We start from the raw sequence: 20,560 nt of genomic DNA, 5'->3' as shown, positions 1-20,560 counted from the left end.
ACCCAAGGGCAGTTCGCCTCACAACTTTGGTACCGGAACCAGTCCAATATCTGTCTCTCGCGAACGTTGCCTGACCCTGATCTCAATTCGCCTCCTCGCCTTGACGTCGCCGGCCTGTGCGCCGTCGGTGAGCCGGTCGCCAGGCAATATCAACTGGCCGCCGGACATTGGCAGGATGGTGAAGCCTTTCAGTTCCGGCATATCGCGCAGGATGCCTGTGACGGAGATCGCTCGCGCTAATCCAAGCCCGGCATTGTCGGCAGGATGGAGTGTGCCAATGTCCATCTTGCGCGCCAGTACGGGCTGAAGGCCTCTGTCCATATTCGATGAGTCACCGGACATCGCCTGCTCGTCCGTGTGGCCAATCACCTCAATGACGTCCACACCATAGGAAGTTGCAATTCCAGCAATGGTCTTCGACATCTGCCGCAACTTCGTTTTGAAGCCACCGGAAAGCTCCGCACTTCCAGTATCGAAATTATAGCCATCGAGCTCGCTAAGACTGATGATCGGTGGCCAATCGTGTGGCTTGTCAGCAGAGGCCTCGTTCCTTGCCTTCTTCAGTGCGTCAGCAAGATCCTTGGACGTCTTGCCCGTGCCAACGTAGCCGAGCTCGCGCAGAACCTTCATCTTCTCGATCATGGCTTTGGCCTGATCAACGTCGACGTCGTTGTCAGAGAGGACTTTGGCGGCCGGCGCGCTTTTCACCGCTTCCTCAAGGGTCAGTCCCACTTTTTTGATTGCCTCTGCGGCCTCTTTGGCCCGGACCAATTCACGCCATTCTTGATCTGGTACATTGCGTCGACTTGCAGGCTTGACCATGGCATTCAGCTGAGCCAGCAACCGCTTGTTTTCCTCGTCAAGCTTGCGAGCGTTCTCATTGAGGGACTGCGCAATCTTCTGCGCTGCCGCAGCCTCTTTCTTTGTCTTGGCGATGAGCGCGCCTGCAGCAAGCAAAAGGCAGAAAACGAGAAGCAGCATCGTCTCAGCCATCGTCAGGCCGAGTATCAGGCCGCGGCCATAGCCCTTGCGCTCAAACGTAATGGCTGTTCCGCTAACCTCACTCACCTGCCCCACCAACTTGCTCTCTTTGGCGGTTCACCCTTCTCCACCTCCGCCGGACTGCTTAACGATCGGAAGGTGTCGCCCTCCGTGTCATCCGAAACCTTGATTGGCGTCTCCACAGGGGAGGCAACAGTGGAAGGTGCCGCCACTCGCTCGACATCGTTCGCTATCGCATTGCTCAGAGGCTGGGGCGTGCGCACGGCCGGGAGGCTATGTTGTGTAAGGGTTGCGACGAGGCCGCGTGTTTCATTGCTGTGTTTCTGCATCACAGCCATGAACTCCTCAGTCAAACGCTGCTGCGCTTGGACAGTTTCTGCGGTCTTTTCTGCGGCCGCTGCCGCTCTCTCCACTCCAGTCGCCACCTTGATCACTGCGTCGGCAAGACCGGTCATCCGCGTTTGCTGCTCTTGCGAGGCTGTTTCGGTTTTTATCGCATATTGTGCGACAGCATTACCCAGGAGCTTGACCATCGGCGCCAGATCGTTCTTCAGCACCTCATCAGGAACAACCACCTTTTCCAGCTTGGCAGCCATATTGTCGGCTTGATTACCGAGCTTTCCAACAGAGTTGGACATCGAGCTGTTGGCTTTATCCAGCAAATCCGCTGCAGCTCCAACGCGGTTCGCTATCGAAGCAAACTGGGTTTCGACTTGCCCGAAATTGTGCTGCAACGCGTCACTGAGCTTGGCAGACGCCTCTTGGACAGGCTTGATCGATTCCATGGCAATATTGTCCAGGGCAGATCGAATGTGCTCCCCATTGCGTGCCGCTTGCTCGGCAATCTCTGCAAAGCCCTCTTCGAGCATTTGATGGCTGACACGACGAAAGTCGGCGAACTCCCTGGTTACGCTTTCCATCTCGGCTCTTACACGCCGTGTCATGTCGGCAAGTTCGTGCCTCGCCGTTCGCTCAATGTCCGCGGGATCGCGCCGCATCTGATTGTAGAAAACCCTCAGAGCAATACCGGTGATCGTCGACGTGATCGCGATGCCAAAATTTTGGACGATCGTGTCGGTTGAGCCTTCCGTTCCAAACTGAAACAGCGAGACCCCAAGGCTCGTCAGGGTGAACAGGAAGCCCATATAGTAGAGGTTATCGCCGGTCTGCTCGTCGTGCAGTTGTAGCTTTCCAGCAAAGATCGAAACCCCGAGATAGAAAAACATCAGGCAGGCCGGTGCTACCGCCGCGACGATCGGATTTACGCCTGAGAGTTTTGCAATGGCGATGAATACACACCCGCCGAGTGTCAATGCCGCGAAAACCACGACCGGCAGACGTGGATGATCCAGCAAAGGTTTGTCGTGCGCTCTCGCCATCAGTTTAACCCATCCAAGCCAACCAGCTTTTCGAACTCGCCGTGATGGTTCTGGACCCAATGTGTCCAGAACTCCGCGTGATCCAGGGTCTGAAATGGCTTCTTTGCCCGATCGATATAAAGAATTGTGATGCCCACCCCATCCAGCGACGTCCCATATGTGCGGTCGGCGGCGCTGTTGAGGTATTTTTGGTAATCCAGTCCCGATCGGTACTGCGAGTAAATCGTCGTATGCTCGATCATGTCAGAGGCGACCACCAATCGCTTGGGACTGCCCTGTTTGGCCAAGCTGCTATCGAAGAGCGACAGCTTGATTTTCTGAATTCCAGCCATGATCGGAGATTGGCTCGCGGAAGCCGCATTCGGGATTTCATCGGGAAGTTTGTTCAAAGGATCGCCGAAGGCGTTTTCCCACTTCTTTTGACGCCGCGCAGGATTGTTGGTCCAACTATCGACGGTCGACCCATCACCGGGATTGCATCCATCGAACATCACCGTCAGCTCACCAGGCGCCGAGCTCAGGGTATAAATCCTCACATACCCACCCGGCTCGACCTGCCCAATGGTCTTTCGGAACTCGTTCTTGAGATCAGCCATCGTCGTTGCCGAAATTGGATCAGTGGCGTCGATGAGGACGGCGGTCAGGCTGGAGGGTCCGTCCAATGGGCAATTCGTGTTGGCGTCGATATGGCCATTGCCAGACCTGGTCCACATCCAGCCGAAGCCGGCCAACATCGCAACGGATAGCACACCAAGGGCAATGGCCGCGGCAATGGTACCCGCATTGCCTTTCTTGCGTCTGCGGGTTCGCCTAGACATTCACGCTGTCCGGGTGAAGCTTATCAAGATCTCGGTACTGCTCAATTCCCCGTTCGCATTCCTGACCAATCAGACGAACCTGCTCGTTGAGTTCCTCCTGCGCCTGGCGAATTGATGCGCCAACATCTCCCTCATTCCACTCCCGCTCGCCGGTGACGTATGGCTTGATGCGATCAAGTTTGTAGGGCGTTCCGAAATGCTTGGGCGCCGGCTCGGTCCTCGCCTGGATGTTGGCTTCCCGATACATCGACAAAAGCTGATTGCAGGCTCGCTCCAATTGGTCTTGATGCTGCGCAAAAAGAGCCAGAAGCCTCGATCGATGATCGACAATCGCGCGGTGCTCGCGCCGGCGACTACCAAGCTGCTTGACGATTTCCTCCACTTTTTCGTTGTGGTCGTCGCGGACATCCTGCAGCTCTTCGATCAGTTCCTTCTTTCGATCGATGTAGTCATCGCGCCGTCGAACGAGCCGATTTTCAACGCCAGTGTAGCCTGGGTAAGGGTCGAGCACGAACCAGCCGTCGATAAAAGCGAAAAGCGAAAACATCAGGCCGATCGCAAACAGCAACCAGGACTTGATGTCCGTGAGACCCGCTGGATTGGCGAGCATATTACGGATGACCTCAGCGCCGGCGCCGTCAGCGAGCGAGCCGCTGACCTCACGGTAGTGCGCTAGCGCCAAGTTTATCGAAATCGCCAAGCCGATATAGAAAAGGATTGAAATGATCCCAACGAATTTTACGAAAAACGACCGATGGGTGACGAGACGAGCGCAGAAAACCGCCAGGAGCAAAGCCGCCCCGATGTTGATGAAAGAGAATGCCGCAGCCTCAAGGATGCCACCAAAAAATCCCTGCTCATTGCCCTTGGCCAGGAAGTTGCCGTTCATCGCTGTCTCGACCAGAAACAGAAATAGCAGAAGCGATAGCCGGAAAATGTGAGCGGCACCGTGCTGCACACGCGCGGCACGAACGAGACCGTGCTTCTCCTTAAACCATGCATGCTCTTTTTCGGCGTCGTTCAGGGCCCTTCTCAGGCCGTGAAGTTCATCGAGGCCCACGGCGACCGAGGCTTTGAAGTCCGAAACGCTAGCGGCATTCGTCTGACGGATTAGACCGAATTGTTCCTCGAAATCGAGGCCGGCAAGACGACCTCCAAGGAGTTGCAGGTTGTCCTCAAGAGTGTGATGCGCAGCCTTCTTCTCATCCTCAACGCGTTCCACGATGGCATGTTCGACATCGTCGAGATTCTTTGCCGTTTTCGGGGGTTGGTTCACCTCGCCGCGCTGCTTTCCGCGGTTAATGACATCCAGGTCGCCGTCGATCTTGGCAGGGTCCAGGCTGTTGAATAGCTGAGTGCTCGCCCGAAAATCGTGGTTGGATTCTCGCAGTGAGTCACGCAACTTATTTAGTTTTTCGAATTTAGAGCCCACGCACTCACAACCCCAACTTTACGCCCCCCGGCAGAGTGGTTTCTATGCATAGTAGAGCTAAAGGGCAACCGCACATTCACTTCTATCCACTTGCTAGTGCGGATCAGGCTCAATTGAGTTCCAACAAATGATCATGGCTGCTGATCAACTGGTTGATCGGCCGCGACTAGTCATGTCATGAGCCGTGCTGCGATGCTCTAAGGACAGAGTGCTACGAGCGGGTTCGCGACTGGGAAATTATCCACAGTCGTATACGTGTACTGGATCTCACCGCCCAGGCGAACGAAGGCAGATAGTTCCTCCGCACGACAGACATAGTTTTTGGTCATTTCATCGATCTTCTGGACATAGACCGGCCGCGAGACGCCAGCAGCCAACAATTTGGCGTCTACTTCCGCATCGGTCTGAGCCCAGGTGGCGTTGAAAACGATCCTTGGCCCGATTGCGATGATGCTCCGAACGGAGATGTTCGAACTGATCAGCATGGGCAATGCTGGAGCCATTTCGGTTTGCATTTTTTTTGCGTAGGCGCAGACGTCGGTCTTGGTGTACTTCGAGAGGCATTCATTTGCCGTCGCCACCCTTGGCCATGTCAGCAGGATCGCCAACGGGACGTGCATCAATCGCAATCCATCCAAAGTATTCTCCTCGCCCGATCTTGGCCTGCACAGAGGAGCATCTATCCTATTTGTGTTCACAGTGCCACGAGCAGCTTGTGCCCGACCGGCAATAGTGCTCTGTCTGAAATACTTTGGGAGGGCAATAAAATGAAAACAACATTTCTCGCGGCTATGGCCGCTGCAATAATCGCTTGCGCGACCGGCGCGTTTGCACACAGTGGCGGCACTGATGCCAACGGTTGCCATACCAACCATAAGACCGGCGCGTATCACTGTCACTGAAGGTCACGCCTTTCTGAGGGACACAAACATGCTGAAGAACATCATGTCAGCTCCGCTGGGCCTCCTCTTCATGCTGGGCGGGCCGATCACCTACGTGATGAATGTCGTCGACACATGGCAGGGCCATGCATCAGTGGTCGTAAAAATCCTGATTAACTTGAGCCTGGATGCGATGTTGGCGTTCATTTGGCCGATCACTTGGGCAATCTGGCTTTTCAAATATATGGCGGGCGCCGAAACTCCACTAACAACCGTGCTGGGCGTTTGAGGATCAAGTTTGCTGAAAATAATGCTTTTCGACGCCGGCCGGAACGGTCCGGTTGGTCTGCATCTGTGTAGCTATTGCCTCGCTGCTGGCGGTAGCGCCATGGCCGTACGGCTATTACCAATTCCTCCGCGTGGTGGTCTTTTTCGCCGGGATCTACTGCGGAGCCATGGTGTGGCGATCAGGCCCTGAAAATCGCACCCTGGCTTGGGCGCTGTTTGGAGCGGCAGCGATCTTCAACCCGTTCATGCCGGTTCATTTGCCGCGCGAGCTGTGGGCAATCTTCAACGTCGCAGCGGCTACTCTGTTCGGCTTTGTCGCATACCGGCACCGGAATTAAGCCGATAATCTGAGATGGCCAAGAGTGGACCTGAGACGCCGAAGGTCAAGGCGCGCCCGAGGGTCACCGTGTCACAGCCGTTGGCGCTTTATGCGGGAGATCTCCTCGAGCGGACGAAGGAGTACTTCGAGGCTTTCAACCATCTAGGCTCGGAGTCGGAAAAGGCGCATCTTTTTGCCCGTTATTTTCTATTTTCGCATGCCCTAGATGTGGAGCTTCAACAGGTTGTCCTCGATCAGGGCGAGGCGACTGATAGGCGTTTTTGACTTTAGGCTGCCATGTGGACGATGCCAATTGTATCTGTGCAGCCAGACAGGCAGTTCGGCGGCACGATGATCGGATGTCGGATAGGCAATGGCGTAGGCCCATTCGCGCAGTGCTGTCTGGATGAAGCGCTCGGCCTTGCCATTGGTCTTGGGCGTATAGGGTCTTGTCGTGACGTGCTTGAGGCCGAGATCGCGGCAGGCCTTGGCGAAGGCCTTTGATCTGTAGCAGGAGCCGTTGTCGGTCATGACGCGGGCTATCGTGACGCCGAGGCTGGCGTAATAGGCGACCGCGGCCTTGAGGAAGGCGATGGCGCACTCCTTTTTCTCGTCGGGCAGGATTTGCGAGAAGGCGATGCGGGACGCGTCGTCGATGCAGACATGGACGAACTCCCAGCCGGCGCCGCGCGACTTGCCCTTTTGCGGATCGCCGGTGATACGATGGCCGACTTGGCTGAAGCGGCCGAGCTTCTTGATGTCGATATGGATCATCTCGCCGGGATGCTCCCGCTCGTAGCGCCGGACCGGTTCGGCCGGCTCGATATCCCTGAGCCGCGACAGCCCGGCACGCTTGAGAACCCGGCTGACGGTGGCGGGCGAGACGCCGACCTCATGGGCGATGTGCTTGCCGGTCAGCCGCTGGCGACGCAAGGCTGCGATGCGCTCGGCCACGGACTGTTCGGTCAGGCTCGGCATGACGGTGGGCCGCGACGAGCGGTCGACCATGCCGGCCCGCCCTTTGGTCTTATAGCGCTCGACCCAGCGCGCCACGATCTTGGCCGACACGCCATAGACGCGCGCCGCATGGGCTTTGGAAAAAGCGCCTTCTATCACCGATAACGCCATCTCCTCTCGACGCAGCGGTGTGAGACGGGCATTCTTGTGGATGTTCATTCGGACCCTCCGATGGATGCTGAAGCGTGGTAACTCCAGTCTCCTCGGTCCGGTCCGAATGGACAACCTCTCGAAAGCTCACACCTAGTGCCGGCAGTGGCACCGCTGTTGTCCGTCGACAGGTCCCGCGCTTGCTCGGTGCGACCAACAACCTTAAGCGCTAGGGCGTAACCTGACCCTGCAAGATCTCCTCACCGACTATAAGGTGCGCCTCACGATCTGAGACGATGGGACAGGATGGCTAAGGAGGTGCGCCGTCTTGCATGCCCCGCCAGCGAGGCGAACCCTCTCGGCTACGCGCGCCACCAGCGACGCTCCATATCGTCAGGCCTGCGTCTCATGCTCAGATGAGCCGGTATTTGGCTCTCTCATCAGCAAACCGAGAGAGCCCATGCCAAGACGGAAGCAAGCAAGACGAACGAGCGTCAGAGATATCCTGCGCCTGACCCATAAACAGGGCAGTCCGGTGGGCCAAGGTGGCAGAGCAACTGAGGTTCGGCAAGACTTCGGCTTCCACCTATCTGCGGGCGCTGGAGACGGGCTGTCGTGCAGGCCCTGCATGCGGCTTTGAGGACGATGCGATGTTGAAACACCGTCTGTTGCGCCGAATCGGCCGTCGGCCAAACGTTGGGTCGTCATCAGGTTCTCGACAGCTTCCCGGTGTCAAATCCAAACCGTGGTCGGCGATCCCCACCAGGGTGGGAAGGCAGCGCTGATATAGCCGAACGTCGATCAAGTCACGATCAACGATTGCCTCATGTCACATGCCCTGCGGGACTGAAAAACGGAGAAGAACATGTGCGATGCAAAACTGAAGACCGTGCTTTCGCTTTTTTCGCCGGTGGCCAGCAAATTAGATGCTCTCTCGTCCAACGGACCAGCGACGGATGCAAACTGCGTTAAGCTAAATACGAACGAGAACCCGTTTCCGTTGCCGAAGAGCGTAATGCAAAGTGCAATTGCTGCGATCGAACACCAGTATCTTTATCCGGAAGACGACAATCTCAGCTTAAGGGCAGCTGCCTCCGATGCTTACGGATTTTCCAAAGATCAGGTGATTGCCGGCAACGGTTCGTCGGAGCTGCTCGGACTCATCTACAGAGCTTTCCTCGCCCCAGGAGATAGAGTGGCAATGCTGTCGCCCGGATTTTCGTTCAACCGTAAACTTGCCATGTTGCAGGGTGCCGAGTTTCTCGAAATCGCATCGAGCGAAGCTCATCCCCTGCCGATAGAAAAACTGCTGTCCGGCCCCGCAAAAGACGCGAAGTTCATTCTGTTGGCTAATCCGAACAATCCGACCGGAACATTCGTGCCGGTGGCCGAAATCGAACGCCTTGTGGAGCAAGCAGATCGCTTGGTCGTCTTGGATGAGGCCTACGTTGACTTCGCACCCGACAATGCCCTGCGCCTCGTCAATAGACATCCGAATCTTTTGATCTTGAGGACTTTTTCAAAGAGCTATGCTGCCGCTGGCGTGCGAGTCGGCTTCGGTTTCGGTCACCCAGAAATCATTGGCAGGCTGCGCAACATCCAGAATGTCTTCAACATGAACGTGATCGGGCAGGCGGTCGGGAAAAGCATTCTTGCGCATCGCCACGCCTACGAAGAGAACCACAGGCACATCAAGCATGAACGACAGCGAGTGACCCTGGCGCTGTTGCAACTTGGCTTTTCCGTAACACCCTCCCACGCAAACTTTTTGCTGGCCCGTGTGCCGGCGGGACAGGAGGGCTCATGCTGGCAAGCCGCGTTGAAAGAGCAGGCGATCCTCATCGCCAGCTTTCCTGACGTAGATTTGAAGAACTGTATTCGCGTCAGCATTGGCACCACAGAGCAGATGGACAAATTCCTTGCTGCCGCCGAACGCGTCTGTATGAACTTTAAGAAGGATCGCGGTGCTCACAAGCATGAAGTCGATTCACATTAATCATCAAGTAATGATATGTCGTGAGCTATGATGATTAGCGAATAAATATAGGTAATTTGGAGAACAATTAATTGAAGAAAATTTCCGCTTCGGGCCTGACCTTCGGCATCTTCGATCATCTGGACGAAAACGGCGATGACATCGCACAACAATATGCAGATCGGCTGAGCCTAGCAGAAGCGTGCGATGGCTATGGCTTTTATGCGTATCATCTCGCCGAGCACCACTGTACGCCGCATGGCAGAGGTCCATCACCGAATTTGTTCTTAGCGAGCGTCGCCCAGCGAACCCGCAGTCTTCGTGTTGGTCCCATGGTAATGCTACTTGCGCTCTATCATCCGCTGCGTGCCTTCGAGGAGATCTGCATGCTTGATCAGTTGAGCGGCGGCAGGCTTGAACTCGGCATAGGGCGCGGCTCTGCTCCCACTGAATTGGGATACTTCGGGGTTGCTGTAGAAGCAGCACCAGAACAGTATGCGGAGGCCAGTGAGATTCTCATCAATGCGATGAAAGGCGGGACGCTTTCTTATCAGGGCCGCCACTTTGAGTTGAAAGATGTTCCGCTGACGTTGAGACCTCACCAATATCCCCGTCCGCCGACATGGATCGCCACCAATCGACCCGAGCCGGCTAGCTGGGCCGCTGCGAATGGGGCAAACATCGCCTGCGTCGGACCTTCCACTTCTGTTCGCAGCGTTACCGACGCGTTCCGCGCCGCCCGAATTCACGATGCTGACATTGGCCAGCAAGCGCCATTTCTTGGATTGCTCCGAATGGTGGTGATAGGGCGTTCTGAAACAGATGCGTATTTGCTCGCAGCACCTGCCTATGAACGATGGCTCAATAGCTTCAAATTTCTATACGAACTAAATGCCATTTCCACTCCACCAAACTTGCCTTTGAACTTCGATGCAGCAATTGAAAGTGAATTGTGCGTCGTGGGAACGGCAGATTCTGTCCGAAAAGCTCTCCTTGATCAGCTGGAAGAGGCAGGTGCTAATTATCTTCTGTGTCAACTGGCATTTGGGGATTTGCCGCTGGATGCCTCACTATACACCGCATCGGCCATTGGATCCGAAATCATGGCTCGAGTTGCCGCATCGTGAATCCGTCGTGTGATTGGAGGAGCAGCGGCAGCGCTGCTCCTCATTGCGAAACGGTTGTGGGGGCCGGACTCCTGTGTCAGGTGTAAACCATTGGAGCACGTCCTATCTGATCCAGGTCATATCCTGCGGCTTTGAAGTAGTTGGCACATTCGGCTGGGGTGAAGAGGTCGACGACCGCGCCGAGGCGTCCTGACCTTGCCCCTCTGATCTAATCCGGTTTGAAGTTCGTTCTGGCCCATCCAGAGGACCAGGACATGAAACGCAGCCGCTTCTCTGAAGAGCAGATCATCGGAATTTTGAAGAAACACGAGGCCGGGGTATCGGTTGGCGATCTGTGCCGCAAGCACGGGGTCAGCGACGCCTCGATCTACAATTGGAAGGCCCGCTTCGGCGGGATGGATGTCACCGAGGCTCGGCGACCTGAAGGCGCTGGAGGACGAGAACACGCGCCTGAAGCGGCTTTTGGCCGACGCCATGCTCGACAATGCCGCGTTGAAGGACCTTGTGGGAAAGAAATGGTGACGCCCGCCGCCAAGCGGAAAGCTGTCGCTCGCCTGAAGGAAGGCTTCGGGATGAGCGAACGGCGGGCGTGTAAAGCCATCGGCTGTTGCCGCATGACGGTTCGCTACCAGACCAGCAGGCCGGACGACCGCGAGGTTCGCGAGCGGATGAAGGCCGATCGCGCAGGAGCGTCGCCGGTTCGGCTACCGGCGTCTTCTCGTGATGCTGAGGCGGGAGGGCCTGGTCGTGAACCACAAGAAGCTGTTCCGGCTCTATCGGGAGGAGAAGCTCGCCGTCGCCGCCGTGGCGGCCGCAAGCGGGCGATCGGGACCAGGGCGCCGATGCTGGTGCCGCTGAGGCCCGACGAGCGCTGGTCGCTCGACTTCGTATCGGACCAGCTCACCGACGGGCGCCGCTTCCGCATCCTGGCCGTCGTCGACGACTGCACGAGAGAGTGCCTCGCACTCATCGTTGATACGTCTCTCTCGGGCATGCGGGTTGCCCGCGAATTGGACGGCTCATCACCGAGCGGGGCCGGCCCAGGATGATCGTCAGCGACAATGGCAGCGAGTTCACCTCGAACGCCATCCTCTCCTGGGCGGATCAGAACCGCGTCGAATGGCATTACATTGCGCCCGGCAAGCCGATGCAGAATGGCTTCATCGAGAGCTTCAACGGCCGACTGCGCGATGAACTGCTCAACGAGACGCTGTTCACCTCGCTGGCTCAGGCGCGCGTAGCCATCGCCCTGTGGCACGCCGACTACAACACCGCGCGGCCGCACTCCCCCCTGGCAGACCCCGGCCAAGTTCGCCAGCACCTTCAATCCGCGACGGTCGCTCGCGCTGCGCTATGCCAAAGGCTCCGCGCCAGCGCCCGTCGCTTCACCCGCCCAGCAGGGCACAACCCACGCCGGAAACGAACTCAAAACTGCTGGGGCAACGTCAGTCCCATAGAGCCTTGATGGTTATCTCGGCCTTTGCTCGCAGCAGCGCCTTAGGTTGGGCGAAGGCGTTCTCAATCGGATTGAAGTCGGGACTGTAGGGCGGCAGTTAGAGCAGGCTCGCCTGCGGCCTCAATCGCGCCGCGCAGGGTTCTCCAGGCGGATGTCGCCAATGTCAAATTTGCTGGCATCCATGTCGCCCTCGCCAACCGCACAAGCGAAGGCCAGAAAGCCAACATGTGTTCTGCGGCTTAATTAAGAGTCAGCCGATGTCGGCCGAACATCACCTTGTCTCGAAGTCGACGATCGGACAGCAGGTTGCGAAAGTTGGCGCGATGCGAAACAAACTGCTGAAGCGCTCAACTTTTATTGATCACGCGTGTTGGACGCGACGCACTCCCGTTCCAATCGGGCTGAGCGCAAATTCTCCCGGTTCACAAAACTGAGTCGCTGGAGTAGTGGGGGCGCAGAGAAATCTCCGGTCGCAGCCTTACCCGGTCAAAACAAGGATACCAATGATGAAGACTCTCGCCGTCTGCTCTGGCGGATTGGACTCCGTTTCCCTTGCTCACATGGTGGCAGCGGAGCACGAACTCACCGGCCTTCTATCTTTCGACTATGGCCAACGGCACAGGAAGGAATTGGGCTTCGCCGCTCTTTGCGCGCAGCGACTGAAGGTCCCGCACCAGATCATCGACATCGGCGAAATTGGCCGTGGCCTTTCCGGCTCAGCGCTGACTAGCAGTATCGACGTGCCGGACGGCCACTACGCCGAAGACACGATGAAGATTACGGTGGTGCCGAACCGCAATGCCATCATGTTGGCAATCGCCTTCGGTCTCGCCGCCGCCCACAGCGCCGAAGCGGTGGCGGCGGCCGTGCATGGTGGGGACCATTTCATCTATCCCGATTGCCGTCCGGCCTTCATTGAAGCTTTCCAGACAATGCAAGACCGCGCGCTCGACGGCTATGCGCAGATACGCCTCTATGCACCGTATGTGAATCTCGGAAAAGCTGACATTGTTGCGGATGGCGCAAGATACGGCACCCCGTTTGCTGAGACCTGGTCCTGTTACAAGGGCGGCGTGCGTCACTGCGGACGATGCGGGACCTGCGTCGAGCGGCGCGAAGCGTTCCATCTCGCCGGGCACGCTGATCCCACCGACTACGAGGACGCCGATTTCTGGCTTGAGGCGCTGCGCAGGAGGCGCGCGTAATGTTCCACATCAGCAAGGAATTCCACTTCTCGGCCTCGCATCAGCTCACCTCCTTGCCTCCCAACCATCAATGCGCGCGCCTGCACGGGCATAACTATGTCGTCGTAGTGGAGCTGTCGGCCAAGGAACTGGACGCCCACGGCTTCGTGCGCGACTATCACGATCTGGCGCCGCTCAAACGCTACATTGACGAGAGCTTCGACCATCGGCACCTCAACGACGTGCTGGGACATGAGAAGGTCACGGCGGAATGCCTGGCCAGACATTTCTATGAATGGTGCAAGGCACGTCTGCCGCAGACCGCGGCCGTGCGCGTTAGCGAAACACCGAAAACTTGGGCGGAATACCGTCCGTGACCGACATGCATCCCGCAATCCGTGTGAGCGAGATATTCGGGCCGACTATCCAGGGCGAGGGCGTGCTCATCGGCTTGCCGACGGTGTTCATCAGAACCGGCGGATGTGATTATCGCTGTTCATGGTGCGACAGCCTTCACGCGGTGGACAATCAGTATCGCCATGAATGGCTACCGATGCCGATCGATGCCGTGTGGCAAACCGTCCATGCGCTTTCCGGCGGCAGGCCGGTTATGGTCTCCTTGTCAGGCGGCAACCCGGCCATTCAGCCGTTCGGTCCCCTCATAGAACGAGGCCATCGCGAGGGCTATCGTTTTGCACTGGAAACGCAGGGTTCCGTGGTGAGGGAGTGGTTTGCGGATCTTGACGTGCTGACCCTTAGCCCAAAGCCGCCGTCCAGCGAGATGACGACCCGTTGGGCTGCGTTTGATGCATGCCTCGAAGCGGCGCAAGAGAAGCCGCAAATCGTGCTCAAGCTCGTCGTTTTCGACGAGAGTGACTATGCCTACGCCAAAGAAGTCGCGGCGAGATATCCGCACCTTCCGATCTATCTGCAACCCGGCAATCACACGCCGCCGCTCCCTGGCAGTGAAGACGCCTCTGTCGACTTGGACGGAATAATGATGCGAATGGAATGGCTTGTCGAAAGGGTGACTAGCGACAGGTGGTTCGAAGCCCGCGTGTTGCCGCAGCTGCACGTTCTGCTTTGGGGTAACAAGAGGGCGGTCTAGTCTGTGGCTTGCGTCGCACCGGAAGGCCGGGCTCCAACGGCTTGGCAGGCTCTCTTCGCGTGCCGAGTACAGCCGAGCTTTGTTCGCGTCAGCGGTCTCGCGATTGTGCGGCTGGAAACCGCCCGGACACCCCGCTGCCGGCGTGTGTCACCTTGACTCCGATGAGCTGTCGTCACGCAAAGTTGAAATCCGCAAGAACTGGCCTTCTCGCCCCACCTGCTCCGTCGCAAGCACGTCATCCCCTCATCCTTGTCCAGCTCTTATCGATGTATCTCATTGTCCGGCCTGACGCACGACTGTCAGCATGGGAATGCATCCATTGCGCAAATGCCTTCCATAAAGAAGATCGATTTCCTCATTGGCCCAACGTGAAATATAGCAACGTTTTCGTGGCGTGGGTCGGCTGCGTCGGGAGTAGCGATGAAAACGTATTGGGGTCGCCTGCGTCTCCTTGGGCAGCGAGTGTAAAGTATAGCGATGCGGCCTCCGGCGCGAACGGCAGCCGCGCAGTGATCACCTTCGCCTGTGCCTTTGCGGCGGGGGTCAAGCGCTGGTCTGCTAAAATTTTTTATCGTTTAGCTGGTTGAAACTGCCCCCGTTGCGGGCTGCAGAAGCCGGCCAGCCGAGAAACGGCAGCCGCACTTATGAAAGCACGCCAAGGCGTGCGGGCATCTATCAGTTGCAAAGGACAATACTGGCCGCGCCGATTGGCCATCACGCGTCCATTAGGGCAGCCACCAACATCAGTTCGCAAGAGGAGCAAAAGTAATATGTATCGTCGTCACCTGATCAAAGGGTTGGTTGCGCTCGGCGCATGCCGGATTTGCGTTCAAGCCGCCCAAGCGACCAGTGCCCATTGGGGGTACACCGGTCCGGTCGGACCGGAGCACTGGGCTGATCTGGATAAGGAAAATTTCGTATGCTCTGCCGGCACGCAGCAATCGCCGATCAATATCAACAGCGCGGTCAAGGCGGATATCCCGCATATCGCCATCGGCTGGCACAAGGGCGGCGGCAATATGGTGAACAACGGCCACACCATTCAAATCAATATGCCACAAGGCAGCACGCTGACCCGCGGCGATCGTGTCTACGAACTGGTACAGTTCCATTTCCATGCGCCAAGCGAACATCACGTGGCGGGCAAGAGCTTCCCGATGGAGGTGCATTTCGTTCACAAGGACACGCAAAGTGGTACTCTGGGCGTGCTGGGCGTCTTTTTAACGCCCGGCGCGACAAATGCCAGCTTTGCTGCCCTTGCTGCGGCCTTTCCCGAACTGCCGAATGGGGAGGTGACGATCGACGAGGTGAATCCCAACTGGCTTCTGCCAGCCTCGCTTGGCTATTGGACTTATGAGGGCTCACTGACGACGCCGCCGTGCACCGAAAACGTCGAGTGGATGGTGGCGATGGAACCGGTTGACGTTGATCCGGCAGACATCCAGCGATTTGCCTCACTCTACCCGTCGAACGCGCGCCCTATTCATTCACCCAATCGACGCTTCATCCTGCGCCAGAGTTGAGCGCCGCCCCAGCGGTTCCGCACGGTCCAACATTCTTGGCACAAGTTGGCGCGAAGCCTCCTCTTCCGGTCTGGCGGTCTGACGGCGCTCCCCAAGCTGGCTAGTCTAAATGATAGGGATTCGGTGCCGACACCACTCGTCCCAAATACGTCGCGGCGAGGTTTGTCTGCAACCCGGCAATCACACGCCGCCCCGCCGTGGTAATGAAGACGTCTCTGTCGAGTCCGACGGAATATGATGCGCATGGAACCGCTGGTAGAAAAGGTGACCAGCGACAGGTGGTTCGAAGCCCGCGTCTTGCCGCAGCTGCACGTTCTACTCTGGGGTAACAAGAGGGTAGTGTATACCTTCTCCTAGCTTCGCCGCCAACTACTCGGTTTTCCGAATTGCTCTCTATATTCTTGAAGACGATGCGTTCGTTAAAGACATGTGCTGCGCACCTGGTGTAAAAGCTGCTCTCATCATGCAGAGGTCAAGCCAGTCGGGCTCATCCGAGGCTATGGCCGTGAGCACTGTTCAGTTCGGCAGAGAGGGCGCTTTTGTACACACTTTGCGATCGTGGCGGCCCCGTGGGCAGATCTGCAAGCTGCCGCGACACTAACCTCTCGAAGCCCGCCCGCCCGCCTTTCGTGCAGCTTCCTCTGAACAAAACCACCGCTCGCCCTTCAATAGGTTGATGCGTGTCTCCCAGTAAGATTCCTGTCCAAGAACGTGATAATCTTCTTGCCAGTGTTGTAGCTGATGTTGCCCTTGATGCCGCAGCCTACCGCGGCGGGACCAAACTCAATGGCAAGCAGGCCGGCTAGGATCGTGCAGCCAGTCGCGAGCCTCGCCCACAACGGGGTCTCACGCGCATGAGGGCGCCGACCATGGGTTCGGCGGTTCATACGCGTATAACACGTATCTTTCTGAAAAAATCAATGCTCTCGGCTAAGCTACTGAATTATTTGGCTTCCATATAGCGCGTCGGCGGAACCAACTTGTAGACGGGCTATGAAAGGTTAAGCGCGGATGTCTATCGGCCGCCGGCGTTCCCGCTCTGTAAGCCTGCCTGAACTACCCGCGCCGCGGTCAAGCCCCAGGCTCCTGCTCATCCAGCGACCGCCCGATCAATGGCAGGCTGGAAAGACAAGAGCCGATGTCTTCCGATGGTCTCGCCATCAGCTTTGGGCTAACTTCCCCATTCTCCCGCTTCGAGCTCGACACACGGCGGTTTGGATGGCGCACGACAATCTGTGTCGGCTTTGTCGTGTCCGTGACAGACGCCTGAAAGGCCCGTTCGCGCGTTTTGCCGCCGTCTAAGCGGCTGGAATTTAATGACAAAGTTTCTTCTGGGATCGGCCGATCACGCTGGTACGCTTTTTGCGATGCTTGGTGTGAGGCGGCACGAGCTGCCTATCGGCACTTGTGTCGCGGGCAGTCGCGATAATTAGAACGAAGGAAGGAAAGCTATTATGTCAGGTCTGCGTCAGATCGCCTTTTACGGAAAAGGCGGCATCGGCAAGTCCACCACGTCCCAAAATACGCTCGCTGCCCTTGTCGACCTCGGGCAGAGAATCCTCATCGTAGGATGCGACCCCAAAGCCGATTCCACACGCTTGATCCTGAATTCGAAAGCTCAGGATACCGTCCTGGATCTCGCCGCACAGGAAGGCTCGGTGGAAGACCTCGAACTCCAGGACGTGCTCAAGGTGGGCTACAGAGGCATCAAGTGCGTGGAGTCCGGCGGCCCCGAGCCGGGTGTCGGTTGCGCCGGCCGCGGCGTCATCACCTCGATCAATTTCCTCGAGGAGAATGGCGCTTATGACGATGTCGATTATGTCTCCTATGACGTCCTCGGCGACGTGGTATGCGGCGGCTTCGCCATGCCGATCCGCGAAGGCAAGGCCCAGGAGATCTATATCGTCATGTCCGGCGAGATGATGGCGCTCTATGCCGCCAACAACATCGCCAAGGGCATCCTCAAATATGCCCATTCGGGCGGTGTGCGGCTGGGCGGGCTGATCTGCAATGAACGTCAAACCGACCGCGAACTCGATCTGGCCGAAGCACTGGCTGGCCGATTGAATTCCAAGCTCATCCACTTCGTGCCCCGCGACAACATCGTCCAACATGCCGAACTCAGGAAGATGTCGGTGATCCAGTACGCGCCGGACTCAAAGCAGGCAGGGGAATACCGCGCTCTGGCCGAGAAGATCCACGCCAATTCGGGCCAGGGTACGATCCCGACGCCGATCACCATGGAGGAGCTGGAGGAGATGCTGCTCGACTTCGGCATCATGAAGACCGACGAGCAGATGCTTGCCGAGCTTCACTCCAAGGAAGCGGCGAAGGCGGCGGCCCAGTAGTGACATTAGCGCTGCCATGAATCGGCGCGCCTTGCAGAGAACGGCGCCTATTCTTTGAGGCGTCACCCAACCTTGAAAGGGGGACTCATGAGCCGGGAATACGAGAATGACGGTGCTCTTCATGCGAAGCTTATCGAAGAGGTGCTGTCGCATTATCCCGACAAGGCGGCGAAGCGCCGCAAGAAGCACCTCAACGTCGCAAAGAGCGGCAACGAGGCTGGCGGGGAAAGCGAGGTCCTTTCCGAATGCGACGTCAAATCGAACATCAAGTCCATTCCGGGGGTGATGACGATTCGCGGCTGTGCATATGCTGGTTCGAAAGGCGTGGTGTGGGGGCCAGTCAAGGATATGGTCCATATCTCGCACGGCCCGGTCGGCTGCGGCCAATATTCTTGGTCGCAGCGCCGCAACTACTACGTCGGTACAACGGGCGTCGACACGTTCGGGACAATGCAGTTCACCTCCGATTTCCAGGAGAAGGACATCGTCTTCGGCGGCGACAAGAAGCTGGAACAGATCATTGACGAGATTGAAGTCTTGTTTCCGCTCAACAACGGCATCACCGTGCAGTCCGAATGCCCTATCGGCCTGATTGGCGATGACACCGAGGCCGTTTCTCGCAAAAAGACCAAGGAGTATGACAAGACGATCGTGCCGGTACGCTGCGAGGGCTTCCGCGGCGTCTCGCAGTCGCTTGGCCACCACATCGCCAATGATGCAATCCGGGATTGGGTCTTCGACAAAAAGGATGTCAAGTTCGAGGCCGGCCCCTACGACGTCAACGTCATCGGCGACTACAATATCGGCGGCGATGCCTGGGCCTCGCGCATACTGCTTGAGGAGATAGGGCTGCGCGTGGTTGGCAACTGGTCGGGTGACGCCACACTCGCAGAGATCGAGCGCGCCCCGAAGGCTAAGCTCAATCTTATCCACTGCTACCGGTCGATGAATTACATCTGTCGGCATATGGAGGAAAAGTATGGCGTCGCCTGGATGGAGTACAATTTCTTCGGTCCCTCCCAGATCGAAGCCTCTCTGCGCAACATAGCCAAGCATTTTGGGCCGGAAATCGAGGAGAAGACCGAAAAGGTCATTGCCAAGTACAGGCCGCTTGTTGATGCGGTCATCGCCAAGTACCTGTCGCGCCTGGAAGGAAATACCGTGATGCTCTATGTCGGCGGCCTGCGCCCCCGCCACGTCGTCACGGCCTACGAGGACCTCGGCATGGTCATCGTGGGCACCGGCTATGAATTCGCCCACAGCGACGACTATCAGCGCACCGGCCACTACGTGAAGAACGGCACGCTGATCTACGATGACGTGACCGGCTATGAGTTGGAGAAATTCATCGAAGGGATTCGCCCAAATCTGGTCGGCTCGGGAATCAAAGAAAAATACCCGGTGCAGAAGATGGGCATACCGTTCCGCCAGATGCATTCCTGGGATTATTCAGGCCCGTATCACGGCTACGACGGCTTTGCCATTTTCGCACGTGATGTGGATCTCGCCATTAACAACCCGGTCTGGGACCTATTCCACGCGCCTTGGAAAAGAAGCCGGGGCGATGAGCGGGCGATGGCTGCCGAATAAACATTTGCTTCAGCCCCAGTCTCCCACTGAGACGGTGAACTCCCGCGGCCTCTGATCCGCCGGAGCCTGGAACGTCTTGACGTCCTGAGCTGCCGTCCCGCGCAGCCAGATGCAAAAGAGGTAATCATCATGCCGCAGTCGGCTGAAAAAATTCTCGATCACGCTCCCCTGTTCCGCGAGCCGGAATACAGAAAGATGCTCGCTGAGAAGAAGCTAAACTTCGAATGTCCGCACCCCGATGAAATCGTTTCCGATCAGCGCGATTTCACCCAGACGTGGGAATACCGCGAAAAGAACCTCGCCCGCAAAGCGCTTGTCGTGAACCCGGCCAAGGCCTGCCAGCCGCTGGGTGCGGTATTCGCTGCCGCCGGCTTCGAGCGAACCATGTCCTTCGTCCACGGCAGCCAAGGTTGCGTCGCCTATTACCGCTCGCACCTGTCGCGCCATTTCAAGGAGCCTGCCGCGGCGGTCTCCTCCTCAATGACCGAGGATGCGGCGGTGTTTGGCGGCCTGAAGAACATGGTCGACGGGCTCGCCAACACCTACCAGCTCTACGACCCCAAGATGATTGCCGTGTCGACGACCTGTATGGCAGAGGTCATTGGCGACGACCTGCACAGCTTCATCCAGAACGCCAAGGACGAAGATTCAGTCCCGCGCGACTTCGACGTGCCCTTTGCCCACACCCCGGCCTTCGTTGGCAGTCATGTCGACGGCTATGACAACATGGTCAAAGGCATTTTGGAGCACTTCTGGAAAGGTCAGGAGCGTACGCAAATCGAAGGAACCATCAACATCATTCCGGGCTTCGACGGCTTCTGCGTCGGCAACAACCGGGAGCTCAAGCGCCTGCTCGATGTAATGGGCGTGTCCTATACATTGATCCAGGATGCCTCTGACCAGTTCGATACGCCTTCGGACGGTGAATACCGCATGTATGACGGGGGCACGAAGATCAACGAGGTGAAGAAGGCCCTCAACGCCGAGGCAACGCTTTCGCTGCAGCATCACAACGCCCGAAAG

General features: G+C 57.5%; 18 protein-coding genes and 3 pseudogenes. 14 read left to right on the top strand and 7 right to left on the bottom strand.

Features of this window, described 5'->3' with window-relative positions:
• Window positions 1-18: 18 nt before the first annotated feature.
• The 5 genes from EN893_RS01175 to EN893_RS01155 all read right to left on the bottom strand — a co-directional run bounded on the left by EN893_RS01175 (window position 19) and on the right by EN893_RS01155 (window position 5,254).
• Entirely contained in the window at window positions 19-1,068 is a 1,050-nt protein-coding gene (locus EN893_RS01175) for a hypothetical protein (RefSeq protein ID WP_082826712.1), read from the bottom strand.
• A complete protein-coding gene (locus EN893_RS01170; protein ID WP_063169428.1) occupies window positions 1,065-2,381 on the bottom strand; it encodes a hypothetical protein in 1,317 nt (438 codons plus the stop codon). Before EN893_RS01170 ends, EN893_RS01175 begins: the two co-directional genes overlap by 4 nt.
• Window positions 2,381-3,199 (bottom strand): hypothetical protein, encoded by an 819-nt coding sequence (locus tag EN893_RS01165; RefSeq protein WP_063169429.1) that lies wholly within the window; start codon window positions 3,197-3,199, stop codon window positions 2,381-2,383. Before EN893_RS01165 ends, EN893_RS01170 begins: the two co-directional genes overlap by 1 nt.
• Window positions 3,192-4,631, bottom strand: coding sequence for a hypothetical protein (locus EN893_RS01160; RefSeq protein WP_063169430.1), 1,440 nt, complete (start codon window positions 4,629-4,631; stop codon window positions 3,192-3,194). The genes EN893_RS01165 and EN893_RS01160 overlap by 8 nt, the downstream gene beginning before the upstream one ends.
• Window positions 4,632-4,828: 197 nt before the next feature.
• Window positions 4,829-5,254: a hypothetical protein gene (locus EN893_RS01155; RefSeq protein WP_206640077.1), complete on the bottom strand. Its 426-nt coding sequence runs from the start codon at window positions 5,252-5,254 to the stop codon at window positions 4,829-4,831.
• Window positions 5,255-5,398: 144 nt separating this feature from the next.
• Here EN893_RS01155 and EN893_RS39970 point away from each other — a divergent pair, with 144 nt between their 5' ends.
• From EN893_RS39970 to EN893_RS01140, 3 genes are read left to right on the top strand one after another with little or no spacing between them, the layout of a single operon-like run.
• On the top strand, window positions 5,399-5,533 hold the full coding sequence (locus tag EN893_RS39970) for a YHYH domain-containing protein (protein WP_199489651.1): 135 nt from the start codon (window positions 5,399-5,401) through the stop codon (window positions 5,531-5,533).
• Window positions 5,534-5,561: 28 nt separating this feature from the next.
• The gene (locus EN893_RS01145) at window positions 5,562-5,801 is read left to right on the top strand and encodes a hypothetical protein (RefSeq protein WP_082826591.1); all 240 of its coding nucleotides are present in this window, start codon (window positions 5,562-5,564) and stop codon (window positions 5,799-5,801) included.
• Between the two features lie 52 nt (window positions 5,802-5,853).
• Window positions 5,854-6,138, top strand: coding sequence for a DUF6804 family protein (locus tag EN893_RS01140; protein WP_063169433.1), 285 nt, complete (start codon window positions 5,854-5,856; stop codon window positions 6,136-6,138).
• A 203-nt stretch (window positions 6,139-6,341) separates the two neighbouring features.
• Here EN893_RS01140 and EN893_RS01135 read toward each other — a convergent pair whose 3' ends face one another.
• A complete protein-coding gene (locus EN893_RS01135; protein WP_063169434.1) occupies window positions 6,342-7,295 on the bottom strand; it encodes an IS481 family transposase in 954 nt (317 codons plus the stop codon).
• Window positions 7,296-8,091: 796 nt separating this feature from the next.
• On the opposite strand from EN893_RS01135, the gene hisC reads away from it, so the two are divergent.
• The 3 genes and pseudogenes from hisC (at window position 8,092) to EN893_RS01120 (ending at window position 11,785) form a co-directional block, all read left to right on the top strand.
• Window positions 8,092-9,222: a histidinol-phosphate transaminase gene (hisC, locus tag EN893_RS01130; RefSeq protein ID WP_063169376.1), complete on the top strand. Its 1,131-nt coding sequence runs from the start codon at window positions 8,092-8,094 to the stop codon at window positions 9,220-9,222.
• A 71-nt stretch (window positions 9,223-9,293) separates the two neighbouring features.
• Window positions 9,294-10,328, top strand: coding sequence for an LLM class flavin-dependent oxidoreductase (locus tag EN893_RS01125; RefSeq protein WP_063169375.1), 1,035 nt, complete (start codon window positions 9,294-9,296; stop codon window positions 10,326-10,328).
• Between the two features lie 254 nt (window positions 10,329-10,582).
• Window positions 10,583-11,785 (top strand): annotated as a pseudogene (locus EN893_RS01120) (IS3 family transposase).
• Here the strand turns inward: EN893_RS01120 and EN893_RS01115 are convergent.
• A pseudogene (locus EN893_RS01115) lies at window positions 11,780-11,921 on the bottom strand (transposase); the annotation flags it as partial. The pseudogenes EN893_RS01120 and EN893_RS01115 overlap by 6 nt on opposite strands.
• 369 nt (window positions 11,922-12,290) lie before the next feature.
• On the opposite strand from EN893_RS01115, the gene queC reads away from it, so the two are divergent.
• From queC to nifK, 8 genes and pseudogenes are all read left to right on the top strand, one after another.
• Window positions 12,291-12,989, top strand: coding sequence for a 7-cyano-7-deazaguanine synthase QueC (gene queC, locus EN893_RS01110; protein WP_063170389.1), 699 nt, complete (start codon window positions 12,291-12,293; stop codon window positions 12,987-12,989).
• On the top strand, window positions 12,989-13,345 hold the full coding sequence (queD, locus tag EN893_RS01105) for a 6-carboxytetrahydropterin synthase QueD (protein WP_063169374.1): 357 nt from the start codon (window positions 12,989-12,991) through the stop codon (window positions 13,343-13,345). Before queC ends, queD begins: the two co-directional genes overlap by 1 nt.
• 5 nt (window positions 13,346-13,350) lie before the next feature.
• On the top strand, window positions 13,351-14,076 hold the full coding sequence (gene queE, locus EN893_RS01100; RefSeq protein ID WP_164548811.1) for a 7-carboxy-7-deazaguanine synthase QueE: 726 nt from the start codon (window positions 13,351-13,353) through the stop codon (window positions 14,074-14,076).
• Between the two features lie 770 nt (window positions 14,077-14,846).
• A complete protein-coding gene (locus EN893_RS01095; protein ID WP_063169372.1) occupies window positions 14,847-15,599 on the top strand; it encodes a carbonic anhydrase in 753 nt (250 codons plus the stop codon).
• A 160-nt stretch (window positions 15,600-15,759) separates the two neighbouring features.
• Window positions 15,760-15,956 (top strand): annotated as a pseudogene (locus tag EN893_RS38915) (7-carboxy-7-deazaguanine synthase QueE); the annotation flags it as partial.
• A 1,097-nt stretch (window positions 15,957-17,053) separates the two neighbouring features.
• On the top strand, window positions 17,054-17,947 hold the full coding sequence (gene nifH, locus EN893_RS01080) for a nitrogenase iron protein (protein WP_024505261.1): 894 nt from the start codon (window positions 17,054-17,056) through the stop codon (window positions 17,945-17,947).
• A gap of 87 nt (window positions 17,948-18,034) precedes the next feature.
• Window positions 18,035-19,537 (top strand): nitrogenase molybdenum-iron protein alpha chain, encoded by a 1,503-nt coding sequence (gene nifD / locus EN893_RS01075; protein WP_024505262.1) that lies wholly within the window; start codon window positions 18,035-18,037, stop codon window positions 19,535-19,537.
• 129 nt (window positions 19,538-19,666) lie between these two features.
• A partial coding sequence (gene nifK, locus EN893_RS01070) for a nitrogenase molybdenum-iron protein subunit beta (RefSeq protein WP_128361377.1) occupies window positions 19,667-20,560 on the top strand: 894 nt, incomplete at its 3' end.

This window comes from Mesorhizobium sp. M7A.F.Ca.CA.004.04.2.1, assembly GCF_004022825.1.
Classification (GTDB): Bacteria; Pseudomonadota; Alphaproteobacteria; order Rhizobiales; family Rhizobiaceae; genus Mesorhizobium.
Note: the sequence above shows the minus strand (reverse complement) of the source record. Positions and strands in the feature narration are given on the sequence as shown.